Below are 25,973 nucleotides of genomic sequence, written 5' to 3'. Positions count from 1 at the left end.
TTAGTTTAGAAGTTGACACTTACTCCAAAAGAGAACACTTTGCTGAATGGGTACCCCTGAGCTGTGCCTCGGTCGTCTGCCTGGTTAGTATTAGAAAAATTTACATCGCCAGAAGCGGCTTCAGGATCTACATAATCTGTGAGCTTGCTGAAAGTAAGCAGATTTTCGCCACTGAAGTAGAACCTCACATTTTCCAGGTTTATGCTTTCTATCCACTGCTTAGGCAGGGTATAGCCAATGCTCAGATTCTTAAGGCGTATATAGGCTACACTTTGTAAATAACGATCATTTACCGCCCCCAGCTCACGATTGTTACCTAATGAGGCGTACCCTCTGAGGCGTGGGTAGTAACCATCAGGATTTTCCTCGCTCCAGATTTCTTCTACCAGATCCTTACGGATAAATGAGTTGTAAGGCCGGTTGTACATTGCCCAGTATAGGCGGGAGTCAGTGTTGGGGTACCAATCCTGCTTGCCTATTCCCTGAAAGAAAGCTGAAAAATCTATGTTGTTCCAGTCTGCTCTGATGCCAAAGCTGTAAGGAAACTGAGGCGCAGAATTACCAATAATACGGCGGTCGCCGGGGTTTTCCAGTGTATTGTCACCTTCGCTAATCTCACCATTTCCGTCCAGGTCTGCAAACTTCATATCACCGGCCATTACTTTACCGTACTCTCCCGGAGAAGCGTTGATATTCGCGTTTACCCTGGTCTGATCTACATGGTTTTGAGCCTCCTCATCGGTAGCAAACAGGCCGGGAACGTGATAACCCCAAATTTCACCTATCGTCTGTCCTACGTAGTAGTCTCCCAGGTAGTTGTTTGGGTTATCAAACTTGGTAATTTCTGTAATCTGGTTAGATACTGTACCATTCACCACCAGGTTAAGAGGTTTACCAGCCAGGGTCAGGCTTTCCTGGTAGGTCAGGCTTACTTCAAAACCTCGGGTCTGTAGGTCAGCTGCGTTTTCTTCAGGTGATCCGGTACCTAATACTGCTGGCAGTGTTTTACCAGGTGTGAGCATGCCCAGTGTATTTCTCTGGAAAAAGTCCACATTAGCAGTAAGGCTGTTTTTTAGCACAGAAACATCCAACCCCAGGTTGATTGTATTAACTTCTTCCCAGCTGATGTCTACCGGGTTAAGTTTGGGAGGGTTCATATACTCCAGCTTGTTGCCATCTATAGCGTAAGTGCCAGCAGTATTTTTAGCCAGCGTAGGCACGTATGCGTAGTAGTCTACTAACTGGTTTCCTAGAGAACCGTAAGAAGCCCTGATTTTCAGGTCATTTACATAGTCGTGCAGGCCATCAAAGAAGCTTTCGTTACTGATAGACCAGCCCGCAGATACTGAAGGAAAGAATCCCCAGCGGTAGTCTGAAGGAAAACGAGAAGAACCATCATACCTACCATTTACTTCCAGCAGGTAACGGTTGTCGTAGTCATAGTTAAGTCTGAAAAAGTAACCATGCGAAGCCCACTCCCAGGCATTTCCATAGGCTTCAGGGTCGCTGCTACCCAGATCTAAAGCATTCAGGTCATCCGATATACTATTTTTCTTGCGGGTGTCTACGGTTTCGTAGCTTTTTTGCTCACGGTTAAAGCCTATCATTTCTTTAAAATGATGACGACCAATACTTTGCTCGTAGTTGGCAAAGATATTAAGAGCTGTATAGTCGCCTTTACCGTTTACTTCTCTGAGCTGATCACTACCCAGATAGTCTATCTGCCCGGGATAGACCGACCAGGGGCTTCTCACGCTTCTTTCCATCTCATCATAGAAGTCCCACTTGTTGGTGAAATTAAAGTTTACGCTTAACCCTTCTACCGGCACGGGGGTAAGGGTAGCCCCTATGGTGTTGACCAGCTGGCGCTGGTCAATAGTTTCTTTTGACTTACCATATAGCAAAGAGGCGTAAATACCATCTCCGATGGTGTAGTTGTTCAGCTCGGTACGCCAGCTCGCTGTTCCGTCAGGGTTTTGAGGAACATAAGAAGGCAGGGCATGCACCCAGATCAGGCTACCCCAGGGTTCGCCCCATCCGTACTGGCTACCGCCGTGCGATAGCTGGTCGCTGGTATTTACCTGTATATTTTCAGAGATGCTAAGCCAGTCGTTCACTTTCAGATCCAGCTTGGCACGCCCGTTATACGACTCATAGGTATCATCCTGTACTTTGAGGATACCGGTATTTTTGTAGAAACGGCCTGAGAGCAAAACGCTAAGCTTTTCGGTACCTCCGGTAAGTGTAACATTGTGGTTTTGAGAAGGCTGCCATTTACGAAACATGGTATTCCACCAGTCGGTATTACCATAGTAGATGTACTGATCTCTACCATTACGGTTTTCTATAACCACATCTGGCAGAGAGGGGTCTTCTGACCTTTTCTTTAGTTCTTCGTAATCTGCTTCTGTATAGCCGGTATAGTTACGTCCCAGCCTTACCTGAAAGGATTCGTCTACCAGTTTGGCTGCCAAATAGGGGTCGGTAACAAAGTCTGTATTAGTGGTAGTAGTACCCCAGGCAAAATTGTTGGTATAGCTGACACGGGTACGGCCAGCCTCTGCATTTTTGGTAGTAATAAGTATGACTCCAAATGCACCTCTGGCACCATAAATAGCAGCGGCAGCGGCATCTTTAAGTACAGTCACTGACTCTACATCGGCAGGGTTAAGCTTACTTACATCACCCTCTACCCCATCTACTAATACTAAAGGGCCACCACCATTGATGGAGGTATAGCCTCGCACATTGATCTGAGGTTCTGACCCTGGATTTCCATTGCTACGATTAATATTTAGCCCGGGAATTACTCCCTGCAAACTTTGTGTAAGGTTAACATTGGGGCGCTTTGCCAGCTCTCTAGCTTCTATCTGAGAAACAGCTCCGGTCAGGTTAGCTTTCTTCTGAGTACCATAGCCTACTACCACTACCTCATTGAGGCTCTGCACATCTTCGTAAAGTGTAACGGTAAGGTTGCTGCGGCCATTTAGGTTTACTTCCTGTGTCTGATATCCTACGAAAGAGAATATCAGTACCGGCTCCACAAGATCATCGGCTACATTGAGGCTGAAGTTACCATCAATATCACTGATGGTACCGGTAGAAGTACTTTTGATAAGAACGGATACCCCGGGGATAGGCTGACCTTCTTCATCGTTGACCTTACCTTCTATTCTCTTTTGAGGCTTCAATTGCTGACGCAAATGTTCATCTATGCTCACAGAAACTCTCTGATCTCTAACTCTAAAACGGATGGGAGCCTGAGTAGCCAGGTCTTCAAGTACTTCTTCAATAGTGGCGCCTTTGCTATAAATACTGATGGTATGCTGTAGCTCTGCTACTTCATCGGTGTAGGCGAACTGGTAGTTGTAACGGTCTTCTATTTCTTTAAAGACCTGCACCAGCCGGGCACTCTGCACCGAAAGGCTGATGACAGAAGGGTCCTGCTTGCCATGAGCCACAGTAAGCTGGGGATAGCACAGATTAAACAAGACAAGCCAAAGGAAGAAGCACCCATAGCGCGCGGCACTTTTCTTCGTTGGTAATTTTGGTTTCATAGTAAAAAGGTTAAAAGTTACTGTAGTGTGGTTATGCGTATCTGATTTTGGTTTTCTTCATAAGCAGCTCCAAGCAGGAAGCATAAGTCTTCCAGTATGTAGTCCAGCGTTTTTTGTGAGTAGCGCGCTGTGATAGCCCGGTGGAGCAGGTCTGGCTCACAGTCTATGGCACGACCAAAAGCTCTTTCCAGCTCTGCCACCACCTTGTGCATAGGGTCTGCATGAAAAGCTAATATTCCCTTTCGCCAGAGAAAGGTTTCTTCTGTTACCTGCTCTTCAAAAATGAGCTGTGTCTGAAGGCTGTCAAGCGAGGCTTGCTGGCCAGGCATGAGCTGTAGCTTTTGTGTTTCTCCTTTTACTTTCGCCTGTACTTCTACAGCTCCGCTAGCTACAGCTACGGCATAGTGCCCATCCACAGTATGAACATTAAAAGAAGTACCCAGCACTCTTGTGCTCAGCTTCTCGGTTTCTACAATAAAGGGGCGCAGGCTATCTTTCTGCACTTCAAAAAAAGCTTCGCCAAGTAGCTTTACCTTTCTTTGCTGCCTGCCAAAGCTGGTCTGTGAAAAACGAAGGCTACTTTGATGGTTTAGGTGCACTACCGAACCGTCAGGAAGATTGATTTGCTTCTGCTCACCGCTTTGGGTAGCGTACTCCTGCCAAACTTCTTCGCTGGCAAAAAGAGACGATAGGGAAATACCCTTATCGTTCAGGACAAAATATGCCAGACCGGTAATGAGCATTAGCGATGCGGCTATGCCTTTGGCCAGGTTCCATAATATGTAGGATGTTTTTTTCGGAGGTCTGATGCCTTGCTGCACTTCTGCCAATAGCCTCTGCCGTATTGTTTCGGGAGCTTCTTCCAACTCCTCCCATACCGCATCCTCTTGACTACTTGCATCGGCAAAGTAGCGATCTAGCAGTTTTTGTTCTGCGGGCCCGGCCTCTCCTCTTACATAACGAGCTAATATGCTCTTCCAGAATTTTTGTTGATCCATTATTATCGCTTTACACCCCTATGTCTCATAGAGAGCGTTTACTACTTAGTGCAAAGCGATTATGGATATATTAAATGAAATGCTTAATTATTAACAATATGGTAATAGGGTTGATCTTGTTTTTGAGAATTCTTGTTGCCTGATACAAGTGGTTTTCTACTGTGCGTATAGACATGCCCAACTGCTCAGCTATTTCTGCGGCGCTAAGCCCATCGTCTTTTCTGAGTTGGTACACCTGACGGCAACGGGGCGGGAGTTCTTCTTCTGCTTCGCGTATTTTCGCTCTGAGCTCATTTAAAATATACTGGTCTTCAGGGGAAGATTGCTGAAGTAGACCTTCCAGTATTTCTATATTTCTTTCGGGTATATTTGTACGAGACATGCTCGTAAACACCCGGTTTTTTACCATACGGGTGAGGTAAGCTTCCGGCTTGTCCAGCTGTAGCTTTTTTCTTCGGGCCCACAGGTCAATAAATATTTCCTGAACAATATCTTCGGCAAGTTTCTGGTCTTGCAACATGCTATATGCCATAGCAAAACAACGCTGCCATTGTCGGTTAAACAACTCTCCGAAGGCCACCTCAGAGTCTGCCTGTACCTGCTGCCAAATAAGAAGATCGCTCATATCTTATCTATTTAACAGCAAAGTTCAGTAGACCATGGTAGATTAGGAAGGCCTTCAGATTATGATATTGTTATGATTAGATGTAGTTACCAGCTATTATTTTAGCTGAAAGACTCTGGAAATATTAAACCCGAAGTGGATATCGCCAGAAAAAAAGTCTCCGCTGGTTTCGCTCAGAAAGCCTTCTTCTATCATAGCCCGGGCATTAGTAAGCTGTAGTTGAAAAACATGCCCTCCGGTTTCTATATCAAATCCAATGGCAATAGGATTATAATAAAAGTCTTCTTCTGCCTCTGCATTGAGGCGATAGTAGTATTCCAGGTTGAGTGCTACCCGCTTGCTAAGTTTATAGCGACCTCCCATTCCTAATACGTACAAGTCGTTCTCCATATCTGCCTTAGCAACCAGATTACGATGTAGCCAGGTTGGCATTAACTGTAAAGAAAGACGAGAGCTAAATTTCCTGGCCAGCAATAACTGATAAGTATAATCCACTCTATACCTGAAGTTAAGCTCTCTTTCGGGAAGCTGGCTACGCAATGTATTGATTGCCATGCTACTAAATACGGTAAGGCTCAGAGGTACGACTTTGCCTCCGCTCTGCTGTCGGATCAGCTGGTATTTAATAAAAGCATCTATTACTTTCTCAAAAGAGCTTCTACCTATGCCAACATTCAGTCGGTCCGTTAGGCCATACTCTAAGCCCAGCCTGATGTTAGAGTCATCTAAACCAAAAAACTCATAAGCCCCTTCATTAAGCCTGCCGAAGCGATGCGAAATTAGAAAGCTAAGCACTCCTTCGCCATCTGTCTCTACAGAGTGCCCATTGATCAGGCGTGTACCTTTAAAAGTAGCTTGCTCCGTTATGCTAAGCGTATCAGGCTCTTGCTCCAGTTCTTCTAGCAGGCTCTGAGCAGAGACGACTAAGCTACAGAGCAGTATCAATGTCAGAAAAAAGATAGTTTTATGGATCATAAGGCTGGTATTGAAAGTTGACACGTACCTCTACTTCTTCAGCAATATTGTAAAAAACCATTTTGGGAATTTTAATATCATAGTCAGCTACTTTGACGGGAAAGGTAGCTTTCATCTCAAAACCAGAAGGATGCTGCCTGACTGTGCCTGGCACTTCTATCTGCCGCGTTACTCCATGAATACTCAGCTTACCGCTGGCTACCACTTCCTGCACAGTTTTGTCCGAGTTAAAGTTTTTTAGCTTCCCTTCAAACTTTGCATTGGGGTACTGGTCTGACTCCAGGTAGTTTTCGTTAAAATGCTCCTGCATCAAAGCTTTTTTGAACTCAAACTTTTTGATGGGTACAACAAAAGCAATCTCTCCGGTTTCTGCATCAAATATACTTTTAGCTTCCGCATTGTATGCTTCTATATCTTCCAGCGGTGCGTCAGAATAAAAAGACACTTCACTATCAGAAAGCCTGTACTTTTGTGCCTGTACCACAGAGGTACCGCAGAGCAATAGCCATGTAAAAATCAAATATTTTGTCATAGCTTAATTGTTTTGTGCTCCATTGTCTACCCAGCAGGCGATCTGCTTTACCTGCGCTTCGCTCAGGCTTTTTCCAGAGGATGAAGGCGGCATACTGCCATTTTGAGTTACAGCCCTGATACGCGCAGCATTACTGATAATACCAGCTTTGGTGCTCAGATTAGGCGACTGAGCAGCGGCATGGCAGTTAGCCAGAGCACAATTTGTATTAATTATGGGACTAATATCATCCGTTAATGAGAGTTCATCATTACATTCGGCACCTTCAAACAGATCTTCTTCATTGTCGCTGGCACAGGAAGAAATAATGATGATAAGCAGACTTGTGGCAAGTATTGTTTTCATAGGTATGTTTAGTTTGGTTTAAGATTAAAAAGTGTCAATTATCAGGGGCTCCATCATTTACCCAGCAAGCAATAGCCTGTATCTGTTCGTCAGTAAGTGAGCGACCCGAGTTGGCTGGTGGCATCGACCTACCCCCCGTGCGGCTCCTGACACCTGATGCATTGTCTATAATGTTTTCTTTCACACTAAAGTTAACTCTGCCTGTACCCGCCACATGGCAGCCACTCACGGCACAGTTAGTACTGATGATATCGCCAATGCGGGCGCTAAATGATATTCCACTTTCTATATGCGCGCTAGCCTCTGTAGTACAACCATTAGCATCCTGAACGTTTAGCGTATAGGTGCCCGCTTGTAGCTCAGCAAATGTGTTGTCTGACTGAAAATTTTCTCCCTCAAGGCTATAGGTATAAGGAGCGCTTCCACCACTCGTGTTGACTGTAATGCTACCTACAGACTCCCCACAGGCAGAGCTGGTGGTAATAACTTCTGTTATTAAGTCTTCTTCTGTATGGTCAATAGTAACACTGATACTTGCCGTACAGCCTGCGGCATCTTCCGCTTCCAGCAGATAAGTACCGGGTGCAAGATTCGTAAAAGTATTATCATTCTGGCTAGTACCTTTATCCAGACGATAGCTCACATTGCCATCAGCATTGCTGGGTTCTATTTTTATGCTCCCATTTGCTGCCTCGCAGCTTGCCGGATTTATTTCATCAGCGCGGATAGTAAAATCTCCCTGACAATCCATACGCTCGCTATCTTCCTCACAGGCCAGTAATAGCAAGCTAAAACATAGAAACAAAGGGTAGTGTAGTACTTTCATTAGTATTATTGTTAGCGGACATTAAAAAAAAGACATAGCGCTTCTGTTTCCGGGCTCAAGATATTCCGGAGCAAATGCCCCGGACTATCCATAGCCTAGATCCACTTATAGGTGGTACTTTTAGTATATTTATCGTCCCCAGCGGTAATGCAGGGAGAAGAACGTTCCCATAGTAGCCAGTTTAATCTTTCCTTCACCTACTCCGGCCAGCGGCACTTTTACAAAAGGCTCTGCCTGTATCGCCCAGTGTTTACCCAATGATTTTTCATACCCTAAAGAGAAGTTTGCTACTTTAAAAGGATGTCTGTTTTCGTTTTTGTAGCTATAGTCTCTGCTATAATGTTGTCCTTTGTTGTAATACACATACTCATAATCCTCGCTGAGCATGAGGTAAGACGATAGGCCTCCACTTATAAACCAGCGGCTCTGTGTATTTGCTAAAGCATACCAACGCAGATTGATGGGAATATCCAGCACCTGACATTCTCCATTAATATTTTCAGGTTTATAGCTGTTTGTATATTTCTGGCTATAATCTTCTGCTGAGGCATTGTATATTTTGTTGGAGAATATAACTCCACTGTTCAGGCTCAGGGCAGGCAGTATAAAAAACTCCAGCTGCCCTCTTACTTTGGTACTTATACGATGAATGTTCTTTAAGCCTACTCCACTCAAATCTGGAGAAAGTCCGAAGCTTAGCCCCCAGCGCCCTGCTTTTACCGCCTTAATAGAATCCATCAACTCCGGGGGCCGTACCCTCTGCTCCGCTTCTACCAGAGCTGTCACTTCAGGGTATCGTATTACCCATTGCTCTTCTCTTATTGCGTACGGCTCTAGTAAAAGCAGAGTACTAGGAGCAGAATGCGTATTTAGCATCAGGCTTCGGCTGTTGTTTGCTTCTTCAGTGCCTCTCGCTTCCGTGCTTTGCACTTTAACAGCAGATCTTAACTTATGTCGCAGAGCATTAATAGATTCAGTATTTTCTAAAGCCTGTATATCTCTTTGATCCTCTTTGCCATTAGTGCTTTTTGTGTTTTCCGCTGCCTTACTTTTTATCGGCGGTTTAGCAGGCAATTGGTCAAAGACTCGTTGGGGAGCCTGCGGGTTTAGCTCCACTAACACCATATCTTCAACTCGCTGATGTTGATCTATCCACCGCCCTATGCTAAGTAGTACCATTAGTATGGAGAAGGCCAGCAAACGTTTTTTATACTGCCCCCATATTGTCAGCTGGCTGGCTCCAAGCTTTTGCTGCATACGTTTCCAACCCTTAGGATTGTAAGGCACTTCCAGCTTTTGGGCAGCCTGTTTAAACAAAGCATCAAATTCATGGTCGCTCATACCTTGCATGCTACTTTGTTTTGGTGGTACAACATTACCCGTAAGTTGGCCCTGGCCCGCGATAAGTTAGACTTTGAAGCACCTACAGATATTTGCAGAGCTTCTGCTATTTCTTCGTGGCTAAAACCATCTATCACAAATAAATTGAAGACGGTTCGGTATACCGGCGAGAGCCGTTGTATCAAAGCTATGAGCTCCTGATAAGAGAGCTGACTGATTGCATTATCTTCTTCTTTCAGTGGCAATTCATTGTTAAGTGAATGGTGCTGCCTATGTTTTTCGTGCTTATGGTAGTAGTTGATTGCCGTGTTTATCAGGATTCTTCTAAACCACGACTGAAAAGATTTTTCTACATCATAAGTATCCAGTTTACCAAACACCTTCATGAAACTGTCATTGAACACTTCTATCGCCTCATCTTCATTTTGAGTGTAACGCAGGCACACGCTCATACCGTAGGCATAATACCTTTGGTAAAGTTTCTCCTGACTTTTTCTTTTGCCCTTTAGGCAGCCGGAAATTAATTTTTGTAGCGTACCATCACTCACGTCTAGGCTTTGTTTTGGGTCTATACAGTAGAGTTTTGGGAGGGGTTGCTTAAGGTACAGAAAAAAAGTGCATAAAATAAAAATAGCTGGCTCGCAACATGCAAACCAGCTATCTGCTTCAGCAATCTAGCTCTACCTACGAATTTTAACTAACTATGAGAATGTTAACTTTTCGTCTTATTTATCTATTAGTAGACATGGATAAGTGAGATGTAACCTATTAGTAGAATTTTTTTTATAAAATTTAATATGCTTTTGAAATACGCTTAAATACAGGCAAAACATGCATTTTAAGCAGGGTTTTACATGAAAACTCTCACCTTTTCGGTAGAATAATTTTTCTTTTACAGCCAGCCTAGCTTTTTAAACTGACGATAGCCGCTTCTCTAAAAGGTGTATTGTAGTAGAAGAATGGTTGGCAACTTCCGGATTGTTTTTTGTCAAGCAGCTACGCCAACTGATTGATGCAGGCATGTTTCATCAATATTGAGTATATTATGTATACAGTAGATAGAAAAGGGATTGTTTATCGCGAGTGTTGCAGGCTAGTTAGTTGCAGCCATAACCTACCCGTCTATAATTGTCTGAATGCAGAAACAACGCTTGCTCATTCCCCAAATAAAATAATACGATAGCTTAATACACTAAGCTGTACGAAAATGGATAATTACTGTCCAAGGGCGAGCAGACCCTTAAAATACCCACTCTCGTAATATGTTGATTTTCAGATTTTTAATTACATGGTATAGCAATAGTATGCTAGTCTTTAAACTAATTTTTCACCATGAACATATTGCTTATTTCTTTCCTCTTTGTCCTCTGCATACAAAACACTGCTGTAGCACATGCTATAATTAGAGTAAAAAATGATTACTCTGTGGATGAACTGGAACAGCATGCTCTTTTTTATGCAGACAAGCTTGGCTTAGACAGTAGCGTTAATATCATTATTAGCTTAAAAAGTAATGTCAGCAAAGGAATCAGAGGCTATACACAATATAATAATGCCAGCGATATCGGCGGTGGGCATCAGGTATTGATTACGATTAACCAAGATATGAAACGGAGTGAACAACTACACACCTTGGCACATGAGATGGTTCATGCTAAACAGTTTGTAGAAGGAAAACTGGTAAAAGAAAATGGTAGCGCTAACTACAGCTGGAAAGGGTGGTACTATAAGAAAATCTATAAAATAGCCCACCATGAGCGCCCCTGGGAAAAAGAAGCACATCAATTAGGTGGGCGATTGTATATGGCTTTTAAGCAGCAGTTTCCTTTGCTGGCGATGCCTAGAGGTAGCGATCTTTCAGCAGATTCATCATATAACGATTAGTTTCCCACTGGTTGGTAAGGGGCTCCTGCACAAAAGGCAACTGAGGCATGTAGGGTGCCGGACCAAACTCAGGAGTTACGGTTAACCTTTCCTTGCCTTTCTTTCGGTTTATCTCTACAATTTTATCCCACCAGCCTAGGTGTCTGTCCAGAGCTTCTTTAAATTCCGGTGCTTTAGGCTCAGAAACCTGAGGTGCCTGAGAAAAGCCTACCCTGGCATGTACATGGTCAACACGATCATATACTGCCTCTAGCATGGCTTCCTGCTCAGCTGATTCCAGTAAAGACTCAGATACTACGCACCAATGGGAGAAGTCTGCACATAGCCTAAGGTTTGGCAAATTTTGCAGATAACTCTCCATCAGGTTAAGGGCAAAAGAAAATTTACCTCTATGCGTTTCGTGTACAATGGCTACACCCGTTTCGTCTGAGATACGATCAGCCAAACGAATAATAGACTCATTATGCTCCTGTGTAAAAAAATCTTTTCCACTCTGAGAATTGATAAAGAGAGGCTTTACCGCCGCCAGATTTCTCAGGTATTTTTCGTAGTCTGCTTCGTAGGTTGCCGTAGGAGACATGGTACACTCCCAATGCTGCCCGATCAGTAAAAGATTGTACTGCTTCATTAACTCTACGATCTCATCCCTCTGAACTTCATCCAGGGGTAAATCCATCTCTACCCCGTCATATCCGGCAGACTTTACATTTTCAAAAAATGCCTCATACGGTAAGTCCGCACTCCCCCAGCGGGGGCAAAAAAATTGTATATCCATAGTAGTTTTGTGGTTTAGCTGTGAGCAATATTAGCACGAATACTTGTGAAAAGCACAACTCCAACCTTCTAGTTAGTATAAGGTCTAAAAGCTGCGCTACCCTCTTTTTAGACAGCTCTGTAGTTTGATAGAGCCTCAAGCCCCAAAATTAACGCCTGAGTGCCTAGTTTTCCATGCCCCTGAGCCTTTACGGCTTCATACATCTGCTTTACCAGAGCCAGACCGGGTAAGGCGAGTCCCATACGGCTTGCTTCTTCTAGCGCTATGCCCATATCTTTGATAAAATGTTCTACATAAAAGCCGGGATCAAAATTTCGGTCTACAATTCGTGGCGCCAGGTTATCCAGCGTCCAGCAGGCGGCCGCTCCCCCACTTATAGATTTGAGCATGGTTGGTAAATCTAAACCAGCTTTGTAGCCATAGAGCAGGCTTTCACAAACTCCAATCATAGTGCCTGCAATGGTAATCTGATTGCACATTTTGGTATGCTGTCCTTTTCCAGCACTGCCCTGATATACTATATTTTTACCCATAATCTGAAAAAGAGGCATTACGGTATCTACCGCTGCCTGATCGCCACCTATCATAATAGAAAGGGTACCGTTTCTGGCCCCCACATCTCCTCCCGAGACCGGGGCATCTATAGCGTAAACATCTTTCTCTTTTGCGGCCACATAAATTTCTTCGGCCAAGCTGGGTTCGGTAGTTGTCATGTCTACTACTATGCTACCTTCCTTCACTTTAAAAAGCACCCCATCTTCTCCCAGGTATACTTCCCTCACATCGGCAGGAAAACCAACAATTGTAAAAATAATATCCGCCTGGGCGGCAAGTTCCGCAGGGGTATCAGCCCATTGAGCACCGGCATCTAATAGAGGCTGGGCTTTGGACCGGGTACGATTGTAAACTAAAGTGGGATATCCTTCTTTTTGTAATAATGAGAGCATAGAAGCCCCCATTACACCGGTCCCTATCCATCCTATTGTAGTTTTCTTATCTAGTTTGAGCATATGTCATTTACATTTCTGGTTCTTACATGCTTGGCGACTGAAAGTAACAAACTAATCAAACATGTGCTAACCTGAAGAGTTAAAGCTGTAAATCATAAACAAGCTAGCCAACACATGAAATTTATAGATATTGAAGAAAGCAAAATTCCAGCCTTAGGTTTTGGAACTTATAACATAAGAGGCAAAGATTGTATAGAAGGAGTGAAAGACGCTATCAGCCTGGGCTACCGCCATATTGATACCGCACAAATGTACGAGAATGAAGATGAGGTGGGCAAAGGCATACAGGAGTCAGAAGTGAGCCGCACCTCCCTTTTTTTAACCACCAAGGTATGGTACACCAATTTAAAAAGTAAAGCACTACAGGAAGCCGCTCACAAGAGCCTCCGCCGTTTACAAACTGACTATATAGACTTGTTGCTCATCCATTGGCCTAATGATAATGTTCCTCTTGAGGAGTCGCTGGAAGCTATGAGTAAACTCAAAGAAGAAGGCAAAGTGAAGCACATTGGAGTTAGTAATTTTACTCCAGCTCTAATAGATGAAGCCATAAAGCTGGCACCTATTATTTGTAATCAGGTAGAATACCATCCTTATCTAGACCAGAGTACACTGATGCAGAAGATGGCCCAGCATAAATTATTTCTAACAGCTTACTGCCCTATTGCTAAAGGGAAAGTTCTAGAGGACGAGGTTTTACAGGAGATAGGCAAAAAATACAATAAAACTGCGCCCCAGATAGCGCTTCGCTGGCATATGCAGCAAACCGATGTAGCTGCGATACCTCGCTCAAGCAAAAGAGAAAGACGTAAAGAAAACCTACACGTTTTTGATTTTGAGCTAACTTCTGAAGAAATGCAACAGATCTCTGAAAAGAGGGGTGACAATCGTATGATCAACCCGGACTGGGCTCCTGACTGGACTTGCTAAACCTTTGGTAAGAATGCTGAGCGTTTCAGCATTCTTCATTTTTCACTTTATTCTAACAGGCTATTCTTCCAACATACCTTCCTTTTTTACCTAAGCTTTCTTTGCAAGCATACCTATCTATTAGGCATGTATTACTAATTAAGAGTAGAAAGCTAATATTATCTATATCTGTACTCAAAATTAGAAAAGTACAATTTTTATCAATAGTTTGAATTATAATAAGTCCTCATTTTTGTACAAATGAGTAATTTTCAATACACGCCCTTTGTTAATGTAGATTACTAAAATTACGTACTTATAAGTTTCAAAAACATTATAATATATTGATTATCTGTATATTACAACAAAACCCTCCCCTTAAAACTATTAAGTTTTTTTAGGTTTTTGACAGGAACACCACTCAACCCCTTCTTTGAATAAGACAATAAATTAAGCTTAAGTATGATGTAATATTTATTGCACTATTCTAATATATTTTATTAATTTTTGAAATAACTTGCAAAAGTTAAGCCGCATCAGATAAGCGGATGAAATGAATTATTCAAATCCAAGCTTATGAAAAACCTGTCTACCCTACTCATTTGGCTTCTACTGCAACTGGCAGTATTTGAAGCAAATGCACAGATATGTTATAACTCCGGTAAGGGTAATGCCATGCCCAGAGACCAGAGTAAGCTATGTGCACCCTCAGAAGTTTATTGGAATGTCTGGTATTTCGGACTAAATGATAGTCGTACAAACGAAGTAGTGATTGACTGGGGAGATGGATCTCCTCTTGAAGTTGTTGCATTAGTCTGTAGCAATCCCTCAGCATTACCTTCATTCAGAAAATATGAAGCTACAGTACCTCATACCTACCCCAAAGATGATGGTGAATGTATCTATGAGGCTTCAGCCTTCTTAAGAGTAGATGGTACGGACTGTGATGAAGACGCTAACACTATAGAAGTTAATGTAGATGTTTGGGACACCGATAATGTTCTGGGCAATGGTTTAGAAACCGACGAAGAGTATTACGAAATTTGTGCAGGCAATACTACAACCGTTAACTTCACAGACATTACCACCTTTACCTGTTTAGCCCCTGATCACCCTTATAATGTGGGAAGATGGATACAGTGGGAGTATGGTACTAATAGCACAATTACTGGTGATGTTAAAATTAATGGAGTAAACAGAAGTTTCCCTTATTCTCAAACCCCTGTACACATCGATAAGGCAGCAACCTCATCAGGAGTACAGTCTCTGAATATTACCGTTCCGGAAACCACTAAAACAGGAGAGGTATTTGAGCTTACCCTTAACAACTGGAATAGCTGTAACCCCTATGAAGACGCATCAGGCAACCCCACCGGAAATGCTCCGGTAAGTAAAACTGTATATATCCGCATTGTTGATGCTCCTCAGGCAGACTTTAGCTTTGATAATAACCCTGCCTGTGTAAACAATAGTGTGCAGTTTACCAATCTTAGCTCTGCTGGCATGCAGTACGCATGGGATTTTGGTGATGGCACCACGTCTACAGCTGCCAATCCTACCAAAACCTATAGTAGTACAGGCAAATATACAGTAAGCTTAACAGTAACAGATGGTGGAATTACTGGAAATACAGGAAACTGTATTACTACTATTACTAAAGAAATTGATATTCTCCCTCAGCCTGTAGCAGATTTTTCTTTTACTCCTGCGGCTGCTCAGTGCGAAAATACAAGTATCAGTTTTACTAACAACTCTCTTAATGTGCCTGCTGGTACCAACTGGAACTGGGAAATCAGAAAGAATAATGCCAGCGGACAAAGAGTTAACGTCAATGGAAACAACATTGGCGGGTATGCCTCTACTGCAAAAGATATTACTGCTAGCCTTCCTTATTTTGGAAGTGGTGCAACCGCTAAATATGTAGTAAGATTAGTTGCCAATACGCCCAATGCCTGTACTAATACTTCTGCCTGGCAGACTGTGGAAGTAAAAGCAAATGTAGGAACGCCTAACTTTAGCGCTCCTGTTCTTAGCCGTTGCCAGGGTAATGGAAGCACGCAATATACCGCGAGTGCAAACTATGCGGATAGCTACCTTTGGGAGCTTTCACCTGCAAGTGCCGGTAGTATTGATAACAGCGGACTAGTAAGCTGGAATAGTGCTTTTACCGGTATGGCCACGGTTAAAGTGACTGCCCAGGGCTGCGGAACTGATAAATCTAAAAGTATCAATGTAAATGTAACTCCTGTAGTAGGTAACCCTAGTGCTATTGCAGGAGATACGGAAGTATGCCAGGGTACTACCTCCGGTACATATACTACTTCCGCGGCTAATGCAACTAATTACATCTGGACCGTTAGCGGTGCGGGCAATACCATCTCAGGTAGTTCAACCACAGCTACGGTTAACTGGGCACCAGGATTTACTGGAACAGCAACTATTGAGGTAGTAGCAGAAGGCTGTAATAGCACATCTACCCCCTACAGCATTACTGTAGATGTAAAGCCTACCCCTCAGTTAGACAATGCTGCATCCTACTATAATCTGACTATTTGCTCAAACGAAACTGCTGAGTTTATACCCTCTGCGGTATTGAGCGGATCACTTTTTAAGTGGACTACCACAGTAACAGGGCCTATTAGTGGAATGACAAGTAACGCCAGCGGACAAACCATTGGCAGCGATAAAATCAGCGATGTATTAGTAAATAGCGGTACTGTGCCTGGTACTGTTACTTATCATATTACTCCCTATAAAGATGGTTGTGAAGGTACTACTAAAGACTTCTCTGTAATTATCAGTCCCGGAAAACCTGATAATGCCGGTGCTATAGCAGGAACCAATGAGTTTTGCGAAAAAGAGAGCGCCATTAACTTTAATGTGCCGGATATCAAAAACGCAGACGACTATATCTGGAATTTACCTGCCGGAGCCAGTATTACCTCTGGTAGTAACAGCAGAAGTATCACCGTAGATTTCAGCGGTACTGCTGCAGGAGCACATAACATAAGCGTGTTCGGTCGTAATAGCTGTGGAGATGGCGGAAGCTCATCTTTCAGTATCAATATTAAACCTCAGCCGGTGCTTACTCTAACAGTATCCGACAACGATATTTGTCATAACGAAGATGCTGTAATTGGTTTAGGTAGTAATATTACGGGCAGCACCTTTAATGTGAGGGTAATTAGCAAAGATGGAAATATTGCCGGAGCTAATGACGAGAATAACATTAGTGGCACAGAATTCCGTCAACAACTTGCTAACAATGGCTCAACCCCACAAAATGTAACATTCAGAGTAAGCCCTGTATCTAATGGATGTGAAGGAGACTACCAGGATGTAACATTTACAGTAAACCCTTCACCTGACGTAACGATCAATGCAGCAGCTACTACTATTTGCGATGGAGAGCAAACGGACATCAGCTTAAGTGGTGCTGTAAGTGGCACCAGCTTTAACTGGACTACTGTAGTATCTGATGCATCGCTGACAGGAGCAACAAATGGAAGTGGTAATAAAATTGAACATACTTTAAGCAATACTAGTAATGTAGCACAAACTATAAAATATATAGTAGTGCCTTCAGCAAATGGATGTGATGGCCCCAGTCAGGAAATTACTATCACTGTACAGCCCACACCAGTATTATCTACAATTGTAGCTGCTAATGCAATCTGTTCAGGAGAAGAGACGGATATAAGCTTAAGCAGCAACGTTAGTGGTACTACATTTAGCTGGGTCGTTTCTAAAACTCACCCCAGTCTGACTGCAACAGATAATAGCGGCACTGCCATCAAGCAAACCATTAACAACAGCTCGGATAGCCCTCAAAAGGTAACTTATACCATTACTCCATATTTTAATGGATGCGCCGGTGCCAGTGAAGATGTAGAGATAACGGTTAACCCCAGACCTGAGCTCACGATAAATGCGGCTTCGGCAGAGATATGCAATACAGAAACTACCGACATAAGCCTGTTGTCCAATGTGAGTGGTACCATCTTCAATTGGACAGTTAGCATGAGCGACCCTAGCTTAAGCGGAGCTACTCCCGGTAGTGGTGATCAAATTCTACAAACACTAACTAATACCAGCAATGTAGTACAAACGGTTACTTACCATATCACTACTGAAGCAAATAGCTGTAGTGGAGAAAGTAAGGACTTTTCTATAGACGTTAAGCCCACACCACAGTTAAGCCTTACTGCTGCCAACTCAGAAATCTGTAGTGGAGACAATGCTAACATTAGTTTTACGAGTTCTGTAGCTTCTACCAGCTATAGCTGGACAGTAGTAGTGAGTGATCCTGCTAAAATCAGTGGTGCGGCTTCAGGCTCCGGGAACAGCATCAGCCAAACATTAACTAATAGTGGCACTAGCCAGGAAGAAGTTACATACCGCGTAACTCCTATTGCAAACGGCTGTACCGGAACTACTGAAGAAATTACTATCAAAGTTAACCCCCAAATTAGTACTGCTGATGCTGGTCCAGACAATGCCATTTGCGGACTTAATTATAACCTGAATGCTGCAACTCCTTCAGTAGGAACGGGAAAGTGGGTAAAAGAAAGTGGACCTGGAACTGTAGTATTCGCAGATGATACCGACCCTAATACGGCTATTACGGTAAGCAGTTTTGGTAACTACGCCTTCCGTTGGACTTTGACCAATGGCAGCTGTGGTTCATCGGTAGATTTTGTGAGCCTTGCTTTCAAAGATGCGCCTGCAACCTCAAGCATTACCGGAAAAACTGAAGTCTGCGTAAATACACAAAACGTACTATATCAGGTAGACGCACATAGTGGCTCTACTTACAATTGGGTTATTACACCTGCTCTAAATGCACCAAGTATTAAATACGGTGGTGGCTCAAGTGACAATCTAATTTCTTTAGACTTCGGAAGTAATGAGTGGATTGGAGAGTTAAGCGTAACGGAAACCAATAATGGTTGTACTGCGGCTACTCAAAAGATAAGCATCAGCTCTTACCAGCTTCCAGTGGCAGATGCCGGAGCTGATCAGACAATATGTGAGGGTAGTTCCATCATGCTTGGAGGGGCTCCATCTGCCAGCGGTGGTTCTGGAAACTACACTTATCTATGGACTCCGGCCAGTGGACTGGATGATGCTACTCTGGCTAACCCTACAGCTACGATAACCTACACTCGGACATACTCTCTTAAAGTTACTGATAGCAGCACCGGTTGTGAGTCTGTTGTAGATAATGTGACTATCACGGTAGAGCCTCAGCTACAAGCAGGTTCTATCGGTGGTACGCAAACCATTTGTGAGGGCACACTACCTAGCGCGTTTACGCAAAACCCCGCAACAAACGGAAACGGCAGCTACACCTATCAATGGCAAAAATCTGTAGATGGCGGTACTACCTATACAGACATTCCAGGAGCTAATGCTGCACTTTATGAAGAAACCAACGCGCTTAGCACAACCACCTGGTACAGAAGAAAAGTAAACAGCGGAGTATGCGGGGAGCAAATTACTACTCCTATTGAAGTTGTGGTTGAGCCTGAACTTAAAGCAGGTACAATCGGAACCGATCAGACTATAGTGGCCGGAGCCACACCTGCTAAACTGTCTAGCATAACTGACGGAGATGGAATCACAGGATTCCAATACCAGTGGCAGAAAGCAACTGGCACAGGTACTAATTTCAGCGATATTGCCGGGGCTACTACTGCAGAATTTCAACCTGCCGCACTATCTACAACTACATTCTTTAGAAGAGTAGTGTCAGGTGGTGTATGTGCTCCTGTAACTTCCAATGTAGTAAAGGTAACTGTAGAAGCTTCTGCAGCAGCAGGTACTATAGAAGATAATCAGGTGATTTGTACAAACAGTATTCCGGCGCCTTTGGTAGAAAAAGATCCTGCCAGTGGTGGAACCGGAACCTACCAGTACCGTTGGTCATATTCTGTAGATGGTATAAACTTTACCATTATTCCTTCAGAGAATGGCACAGGGTACACCCCTAGCGCGCCTCTTAGCGTGACAACGTATTACAAACGTGAGATGCAATCTGGGGTGGCTCCTTGGGTAAGCTCAAATGTAATTACTGTTACGGTTGAAGAAGAGATTGACCCAGGAGTGGTTGCCGGTGATCAGACAATATGCCAGGGAGGAAATCCTATAGCCTTTACCGAGACTACAGCTCCACAGGGAGGCTCTGGTAGCTATCAATACCAGTGGAAATCATCTAACAATGCATCCGGGCCATTTGCAGATATTAGTGGAGCTATCAATGCCACATATGATGTACCTGCCGGACTAAATAGTACTACTTACTATGTACGCGAAGTTCGCGGAGGAGAATGTGTACCTCGTCTTTCAAATGTGATAGAGGTAATTGTAGAGCCTACCTTAGTAGGAGGAACTATTGCAGGCAGCCAAACCGTATGCTATCAAGGAGACCCTGTAGCCTTCAGCAGCAGTATGACACCAAGTGGAGGAAACGGCACTTTTGCTTATCAGTGGCAGGAAAAAATAGGTAGCGGTGTATTTGTTGATATAGCCGGGGCTACTGCCGAGACTTATGATGTACCCCCTGGAATTGAATACACTACTACTTATCGTAGAAAAGTATCTTCAGGAAGCTGCGCTTCAACTTTCTCTAATGAGATTACTGTAAATGTACAGCCTACCTTATACCCGGGTAGCATAGCTGGTGCTCAAACTGTTTGCGAAAATGCAGACCCAGCGGAAATCACTTCTATTGCCTCACCTAGCGGTGGAGCAGGTAGCGGTACCTACCTCTTTCAGTGGAAGTCATCAGACAAAGCTAGTGGTCCGTTTACTGCTATCCCTGGTGCGGTGTATGCTTCTTACGATCCGCCAGCAGGTATTAGCGACACCACCTATTTTGTAAGAGAGGTGACCTCAGGAAGTTGCGGTCCGGTGCAATCAAACGTGATAGTTATTAAAGTTGAACCCACACTTACGGCGGGAAGCATAGTAGGGTCCGATACTATCTGTCAGGGAAGTGTGCCTCCTATGTTTGGAAGCACAACTGCCGCCGATGGAGGAAATGGAGCATACAGTTATCAGTGGCAATGGTCATACACTCCTGGAGGCCCGTACACAGACGTGCCCGGGGCTACTTCAGCCACTTATCAGGTAGCTAATCCTATGAATACTACGACATACTTTGTAAGAAAAGTAAGCGGTGGCGTATGTGGAGAGAAGTATTCTAACGAGATATTAGTAAAGGTTGAACCTACCATTAATCCTGGTAGCATAGGAGGAGACCAGACAATCTGTGCAGGAAGTACGCCAACAGCTTTTGTACAAAACCCCGCGAGTGGAGGAAATAACGCTTACAATTATCAGTGGCAGTCTGCGAGCAATGAACTAGGTCCTTTCTCAGATATTTCTGGAGCGACTTCAGCAACTTATCAGGTGAGCAATCCTATGTCTGTCACCACCTTCTTCCGTAGGAAAGTAAGTGCCGGTGTGTGCGATGAAAAGTTTAGCAATACCATTAAAGTTACGGTAGAGCCCACACTTACGCCTGGTAGTATAAGTGTAGACCAGACTATACCTGCCAATACCGCTCCTCTTATGTTCAATGAGGATAGCTCAGCAGGTGGAGGAACAGGCAGCTATACTTATCAGTGGAAATATGCCACAAATATGGCTGGTCCTTATAATATTATATTTGGTGCCAATAGCGCTACCTACCAGGCCGGTAATCTATCTCAGACCACCTACTTTGTGCGTGAGGTTAGTTCTGGGGTGTGTCCTCCGGTAGTGTCCAACGTTATTACTGTAACTGTAGAGCCTTCTTCAGCAGCAGGCATGATTGGCTCTAGCCAGATTATCTGTGCAGGTTCTGTTCCCGCACCTCTTACTGAGCTGTCTCCGGCTAGTGGGGGTACTGGTTCTTACAATTACCAATGGCAGATGTCTACAGACCAGAATACGGGCTATGTAAACATTGCTGGAGCTAACGACAAAGACTATTCACCGACTCAGGTCCTTACTACTACTACCTACTATCGCAGAGAAGTAAAGTCTGGTGTAAGCCCTGCAGTATATACTTCTCCGGTACAGATAACCGTACAAGACACGCTAGTAGCGGGAGTTATTGAGCAGGATCAAACGATATGCGAGAATGGTGACCCTAATATCTTCCTGGAGACTACACCTGCATCCGGAGGATCGGGTATGTATAGCTATCAATGGAAGTCTTCTACCACGGCTGGCGGTCCTTACACTGATATTCCATTGGCGACCAACCGCTTGTACGATGTACCTGCCGGACTCACTCAAACAACTTATTATGTAAGAGAAGTAAGTTCAGGAGTATGCGGGGCCAAACTGTCAAACGAAATCAAAGTAAGCGTTGAACCTACCCTAACAGCCGGAAAAGTAAGTGGTAACCAAACCATTTGTGAAGGTTCAGTGCCTACAGCATTTACAGAGTCAGATGCGGCAGATGGTGGCACAGGCATGTACAGTTACCAGTGGAAGTATGCTACTAATGCTGGTGGACCATATCTGGATATCGCCGGAGCCAAACAGAAAGATTATGCAGTACCTGCCGGACTTACTCAGACTACTTACTATGTACGAGAGGTAAGTTCTGGGGTGTGTGCTGTACAATTGTCTAACGAGATTACAGTAATTGTTGAACCTACTTTACAGGCTGGACAGATTGCTGGTAATGACAGAATATGCGAAGCTAGTGTTACTAACCCATTTACTTCTACTACTTCTCCTAGCGGTGGTAATGGTGTTTACACTTTCCAGTGGAAATCATCAACTACGTCCGGAGGACCATATCAGGATATAGTGGGTGCTACGGGTGCTACCTACAACGCTCCAGACACCCTGACAAAAAGCAGATATTTTGTTAGAGAAGTGATCTCAGGAGTATGCCAGAACAAATTATCAAATGAGGTCTACATTATTGTTGACCCTACTCTGGATGGTGGGAGTATTAGTGGAGATCAGTCCATTGTAATGGGTGGAGATCCTACAGCCTTTATTGAAACAGGAGCAGTTTCTGGCGGCTCGGGCTCTTACACTTTCCAGTGGCAGTATTCTACGGATAGTATTAGCTTCAACGATATTGCAGGAGCTACTACCAATGAATATGACGTACCTTCAGGACTGTTACAGACTACTTACTATCGTAGAAGAGTAGAGGCAGGGGTTTGTGGGATGGCATATTCTAATATTGTCAAAGTTACAGTGGAATCTACACTGGAGCCAGGTACAGTAGGTAATGACCAGCTCATCTGTGAAGGTGACATACCTGCAACTTTAGTGGAAATTAGTCCGGCAACAGGTGGTAACAATACATATACTTATCAATGGAAATCTGCCAGCCAAGCTGCCGGCCCCTACACTAACATCCCTGGCGCTACAGATGAGTTTTTAAGCTTTAGCAGCGGGTTAACAGACACCACATATTTTATCCGTGAGGTCTACTCTGGAGTATATGCCCCAGTTGTTAACGCCCAACCTATCGTGATAACGGTGCAGCCTACCCTTTTGCCAGGTTCCATCAGGCAAAGTGGTATTGCCGAGATATGTTTCGGTGAGCAGGCAGGTAGAATAGACGAAGATAGCGCACCCCAGGGAGGAGATGGTAATTATACATACCAGTGGATGTCATCTTTACAGAGTGGAGGTCCTTACCAGGACATCGCAGGAGCTAACTCTCCTGACTATCAACCTCCACAAGGATTAGAAGCTACAACTTATTATGTAAGAAAAGTGAGCTCAGGAAAATGCGCATCTATTACCTCTAATGAAATTGAGGTGATTGTCAATCCTTTACCAGAAGTATCGCTAACAAGCTCTGTTCCTAACCATACTATCTGTGATGGTACGGAAGTAAGCTTTACAGCATCTGGCGCAGACCTTTACGAGTTCTACCTGAATGGTATAGCTGTACAGGGACCTTCTCCGGCAAATACTTTTGTAAGCAGTACTTTGGTTGACAGTGACACGGTGTACGTATTAGGTACAGACATTAACGGTTGTCAGTCGTTGAGCAACAGCATAGTTACCAAAGTAAATGAGCTACCTACAGCTACTATTGAAGGAACAGTAGACATATGCGATGGTAATAAGACCAGCCTTATACTAAATATGACTGGTAAGATGCCTTTTGAGGTAGTATATACAGATGGTATACAGCAGTATACACTCAAAAATTTAGCTTATGAGAGCATACTCAACGTTCAGCCTTCACAAACTACTAACTATATGTTGGTGTCAGTGACTGATGCAAATGGTTGTACACAGAATATAACAGATCAGGAAGCAGTAGTAAAAGTAGGACATGCAGTGGCTGAGTTTAGCGTAGTAGGCGACAATGCGGCTTGTAGCCCTCATACGCTACAGTTTAAGAATGAGAATATACTGGAAGGTGTGACCTACACCTGGGTTTGGGGAGATGGAACTGAAGATGTGGTTACTACTGCTGCCGATTCTGCTGTAATTGAGCATACTTTTGTAAACTACACCAGTAGTAGAGATATGACCTATCAGGTAACGCTTATTGCAACACATGATGAGATAGGCTGTACTGATAGAGCTACTAACAGCGTGCATGTATACCCTACTCCAGAGATTAGAGTAGAGCATGATAAAGAAGAAGGGTGCGGGCCACTGCTAGTTCATTTTACCAATAACTCTTTTGGTGCTCAGTCTCATCGCTGGTACTATAGAGTCAAAGGTACTCAGGAAGTACTGGAAGAAAGAAGCAGCAAGTCAGTATCGTATATTTTGCCAAACCTGACTACTGAAACGCTTACGTACGAAGTAGTGTATGAGGCAAGTACTGACCGCTGCCAGGCAGAACCAGAGATTTTTGAGATCGTTGTTCACCCTGAGCTAAAGCCATATTTTAGCGTGACCCCTACGCATCAGAATCTCCCTAACTCTACTATTAGCATAGAGAACATGACAAACGAAGGAGACTGGGATTACTTCTGGGATTTTGGTGATGGTACAAGCAGTACAGAAAAAGATCCGGGTGAGCATACTTACGAAACTCACGGACAGTACTATGTAACGCTTACTGTTTCTAAAAACGGATGTAGCCAGGAGTACGAAGAGTACGTAGTGATTGATATTGATCCTGACTTACCCTTTGTAGAGTTTGAAGCTGACTTCCACGCAGGTTGTGGACCACTGACGGTTACCTTTACCAATGAGTCTAACTATGTAGATCCGTCTACTTTCCAGTGGGATTTTGGCGATGGCACGGGTACATCCAGCGCGGAACATCCGGTACACACTTATACCCAACCAGGTAAATATTCTGTAAAACTGGAGGCAACTAATATCTTTGGAGAGCATAAACTAATTATGAAAGAGTTTCTGGTAGAAGTTTACCAGAGTCCTCAGGCTATCTTTAGTGCAGGCCCTCCTACAGTATATCTGCCAGACAGACCTATTACCACTATCAACCAGAGTATAGGCGCTACAGCTTATGAGTGGCATTTTGGGGACGGTACTGTCTCTACAGAATTTGAACCTTCACATATTTATACAGAAGCCGGAGAGTACGACATTATGCTAATCGCTTTTAGTGAGCAGGGCTGTTCAGATACCCTACTAATTGAGCGAGTTGTATCTGTAAAGGAACCAGAAGCAGGCAAAACCAGAATACCTAACTCCTTTACGCCAGACCCCAGAGGACCAAGCGGTGGGCAGTATCAATACGGTGACCTGAGTAATGATATCTTTATTCCGATAATAGATGGAATTACTGAAATGTCTATGACCATCTACAATCGTTGGGGTAAAGTAATCTTCAGCGGAAAAGATAAATTCTCGGGCTGGGATGGATATTACCAGGGAGAACTTTGTCCTGCCGATGTTTACTACTACAAGATTGATATGAAGTTCATCAATGGTGAACGAAAAACTGAATACGGAGACGTAACACTAATTCGGTAATAACGGTGCATCAGAGAATGATGCACTTGGTTTGAGTTGATAGAAAGCCAGCCTGATTCCAGGCTGGTTTTTTTGTGAGTATGTAATTTTATCCAAAAAGTTTAAGAATCAGCCATCAGTCTTTATCCCCGCATATATTCCTTAACTAATAAATTATACTCATTATTAATGATTATTTAAATCTAGCAATCATAAGTAACTTTAATTACACTATCTAAGTTCAAGTTGGTGATTCTAGGCTTTTACTCCTATTTCGTTAGCT

At 43.6% G+C, this 25,973-nt stretch carries 14 protein-coding genes; 3 read left to right on the top strand and 11 right to left on the bottom strand.

The genetic code is table 11. From position 1 onward, the window contains the following. Positions 1 to 5: 5 nt before the first annotated feature. From PZB74_RS11415 to PZB74_RS11375, 9 genes are all read right to left on the bottom strand, one after another. On the bottom strand, positions 6 to 3,557 hold the full coding sequence (locus PZB74_RS11415; RefSeq protein WP_302236045.1) for a SusC/RagA family TonB-linked outer membrane protein: 3,552 nt from the start codon (positions 3,555 to 3,557) through the stop codon (positions 6 to 8). 17 nt (positions 3,558 to 3,574) lie between these two features. Beyond that, positions 3,575 to 4,555 (bottom strand): FecR family protein, encoded by a 981-nt coding sequence (locus PZB74_RS11410; protein ID WP_302236043.1) that lies wholly within the window; start codon positions 4,553 to 4,555, stop codon positions 3,575 to 3,577. Between the two features lie 70 nt (positions 4,556 to 4,625). Then, positions 4,626 to 5,180: an RNA polymerase sigma-70 factor gene (locus PZB74_RS11405; protein ID WP_302236040.1), complete on the bottom strand. Its 555-nt coding sequence runs from the start codon at positions 5,178 to 5,180 to the stop codon at positions 4,626 to 4,628. Positions 5,181 to 5,276: 96 nt separating this feature from the next. Next, positions 5,277 to 6,155, bottom strand: coding sequence for a DUF5777 family beta-barrel protein (locus PZB74_RS11400; protein ID WP_302236038.1), 879 nt, complete (start codon positions 6,153 to 6,155; stop codon positions 5,277 to 5,279). Continuing rightward, complete coding sequence (locus PZB74_RS11395; protein WP_302236036.1) at positions 6,145 to 6,687, bottom strand: YceI family protein; 543 nt, start codon at positions 6,685 to 6,687, stop codon at positions 6,145 to 6,147. The genes PZB74_RS11400 and PZB74_RS11395 overlap by 11 nt, the downstream gene beginning before the upstream one ends. A 3-nt stretch (positions 6,688 to 6,690) precedes the next feature. Continuing rightward, positions 6,691 to 7,032 (bottom strand): hypothetical protein, encoded by a 342-nt coding sequence (locus PZB74_RS11390; protein WP_302236034.1) that lies wholly within the window; start codon positions 7,030 to 7,032, stop codon positions 6,691 to 6,693. A gap of 34 nt (positions 7,033 to 7,066) precedes the next feature. Next, positions 7,067 to 7,858 (bottom strand): SprB repeat-containing protein, encoded by a 792-nt coding sequence (locus tag PZB74_RS11385; RefSeq protein ID WP_302236032.1) that lies wholly within the window; start codon positions 7,856 to 7,858, stop codon positions 7,067 to 7,069. A 129-nt stretch (positions 7,859 to 7,987) separates the two neighbouring features. Continuing rightward, positions 7,988 to 9,199, bottom strand: a complete 1,212-nt coding sequence (locus tag PZB74_RS11380) for a porin family protein (protein ID WP_302236029.1) — start codon at positions 9,197 to 9,199, stop codon at positions 7,988 to 7,990. After that, on the bottom strand, positions 9,196 to 9,747 hold the full coding sequence (locus PZB74_RS11375; protein ID WP_302236027.1) for an RNA polymerase sigma factor: 552 nt from the start codon (positions 9,745 to 9,747) through the stop codon (positions 9,196 to 9,198). The genes PZB74_RS11380 and PZB74_RS11375 overlap by 4 nt, the downstream gene beginning before the upstream one ends. Before the next feature lie 784 nt (positions 9,748 to 10,531). Between PZB74_RS11375 and PZB74_RS11370 the strand changes: the two genes are divergently transcribed. Further along, the gene (locus tag PZB74_RS11370; RefSeq protein WP_302236026.1) at positions 10,532 to 11,083 is read left to right on the top strand and encodes a hypothetical protein; all 552 of its coding nucleotides are present in this window, start codon (positions 10,532 to 10,534) and stop codon (positions 11,081 to 11,083) included. Here the strand turns inward: PZB74_RS11370 and PZB74_RS11365 are convergent. Both PZB74_RS11365 and PZB74_RS11360 read right to left on the bottom strand, forming a co-directional pair. Continuing rightward, positions 11,040 to 11,858, bottom strand: coding sequence for a sugar phosphate isomerase/epimerase family protein (locus PZB74_RS11365; RefSeq protein WP_302236025.1), 819 nt, complete (start codon positions 11,856 to 11,858; stop codon positions 11,040 to 11,042). The two genes, PZB74_RS11370 and PZB74_RS11365, sit on opposite strands and share 44 nt — an antisense overlap. A gap of 107 nt (positions 11,859 to 11,965) precedes the next feature. Beyond that, the gene (locus PZB74_RS11360; RefSeq protein WP_302236023.1) at positions 11,966 to 12,868 is read right to left on the bottom strand and encodes an NAD(P)-dependent oxidoreductase; all 903 of its coding nucleotides are present in this window, start codon (positions 12,866 to 12,868) and stop codon (positions 11,966 to 11,968) included. Between the two features lie 114 nt (positions 12,869 to 12,982). On the opposite strand from PZB74_RS11360, the gene PZB74_RS11355 reads away from it, so the two are divergent. Next, a complete protein-coding gene (locus PZB74_RS11355; RefSeq protein WP_302236021.1) occupies positions 12,983 to 13,798 on the top strand; it encodes an aldo/keto reductase in 816 nt (271 codons plus the stop codon). Between the two features lie 555 nt (positions 13,799 to 14,353). Beyond that, positions 14,354 to 25,711: a DUF8696 domain-containing protein gene (locus PZB74_RS11350; RefSeq protein WP_302236018.1), complete on the top strand. Its 11,358-nt coding sequence runs from the start codon at positions 14,354 to 14,356 to the stop codon at positions 25,709 to 25,711. The last annotated feature ends 262 nt before the right edge of the window (positions 25,712 to 25,973 follow it).

Origin of the sequence: Porifericola rhodea (assembly GCF_030506305.1) — a bacterium.
Taxonomy (GTDB): domain Bacteria; phylum Bacteroidota; class Bacteroidia; order Cytophagales; family Cyclobacteriaceae; genus Catalinimonas; species Catalinimonas rhodea.
Note: the sequence above shows the minus strand (reverse complement) of the source record. Positions and strands in the feature narration are given on the sequence as shown.

Excerpts from the sequence above, each read along its gene's own strand:
- PZB74_RS11370 (WP_302236026.1), top strand. The coding sequence starts at position 10,532 with ATGAACATATTGCTTATTTCTTTCCTCTTTGTCCTCTGCATACAAAAC.
- PZB74_RS11355 (WP_302236021.1), top strand. The coding sequence starts at position 12,983 with ATGAAATTTATAGATATTGAAGAAAGCAAAATTCCAGCCTTAGGTTTT.
- PZB74_RS11380 (WP_302236029.1), bottom strand. The coding sequence starts at position 9,199 with ATGAGCGACCATGAATTTGATGCTTTGTTTAAACAGGCTGCCCAAAAG.
- PZB74_RS11390 (WP_302236034.1), bottom strand. The coding sequence starts at position 7,032 with ATGAAAACAATACTTGCCACAAGTCTGCTTATCATCATTATTTCTTCC.
- PZB74_RS11360 (WP_302236023.1), bottom strand. The coding sequence starts at position 12,868 with ATGCTCAAACTAGATAAGAAAACTACAATAGGATGGATAGGGACCGGT.
- PZB74_RS11400 (WP_302236038.1), bottom strand. The coding sequence starts at position 6,155 with ATGATCCATAAAACTATCTTTTTTCTGACATTGATACTGCTCTGTAGC.
- PZB74_RS11365 (WP_302236025.1), bottom strand. The coding sequence starts at position 11,858 with ATGGATATACAATTTTTTTGCCCCCGCTGGGGGAGTGCGGACTTACCG.
- PZB74_RS11415 (WP_302236045.1), bottom strand. The coding sequence starts at position 3,557 with ATGAAACCAAAATTACCAACGAAGAAAAGTGCCGCGCGCTATGGGTGC.
- PZB74_RS11405 (WP_302236040.1), bottom strand. The coding sequence starts at position 5,180 with ATGAGCGATCTTCTTATTTGGCAGCAGGTACAGGCAGACTCTGAGGTG.
- PZB74_RS11385 (WP_302236032.1), bottom strand. The coding sequence starts at position 7,858 with ATGAAAGTACTACACTACCCTTTGTTTCTATGTTTTAGCTTGCTATTA.
- PZB74_RS11395 (WP_302236036.1), bottom strand. The coding sequence starts at position 6,687 with ATGACAAAATATTTGATTTTTACATGGCTATTGCTCTGCGGTACCTCT.
- PZB74_RS11410 (WP_302236043.1), bottom strand. The coding sequence starts at position 4,555 with ATGGATCAACAAAAATTCTGGAAGAGCATATTAGCTCGTTATGTAAGA.
- PZB74_RS11350 (WP_302236018.1), top strand. The coding sequence starts at position 14,354 with ATGAAAAACCTGTCTACCCTACTCATTTGGCTTCTACTGCAACTGGCA.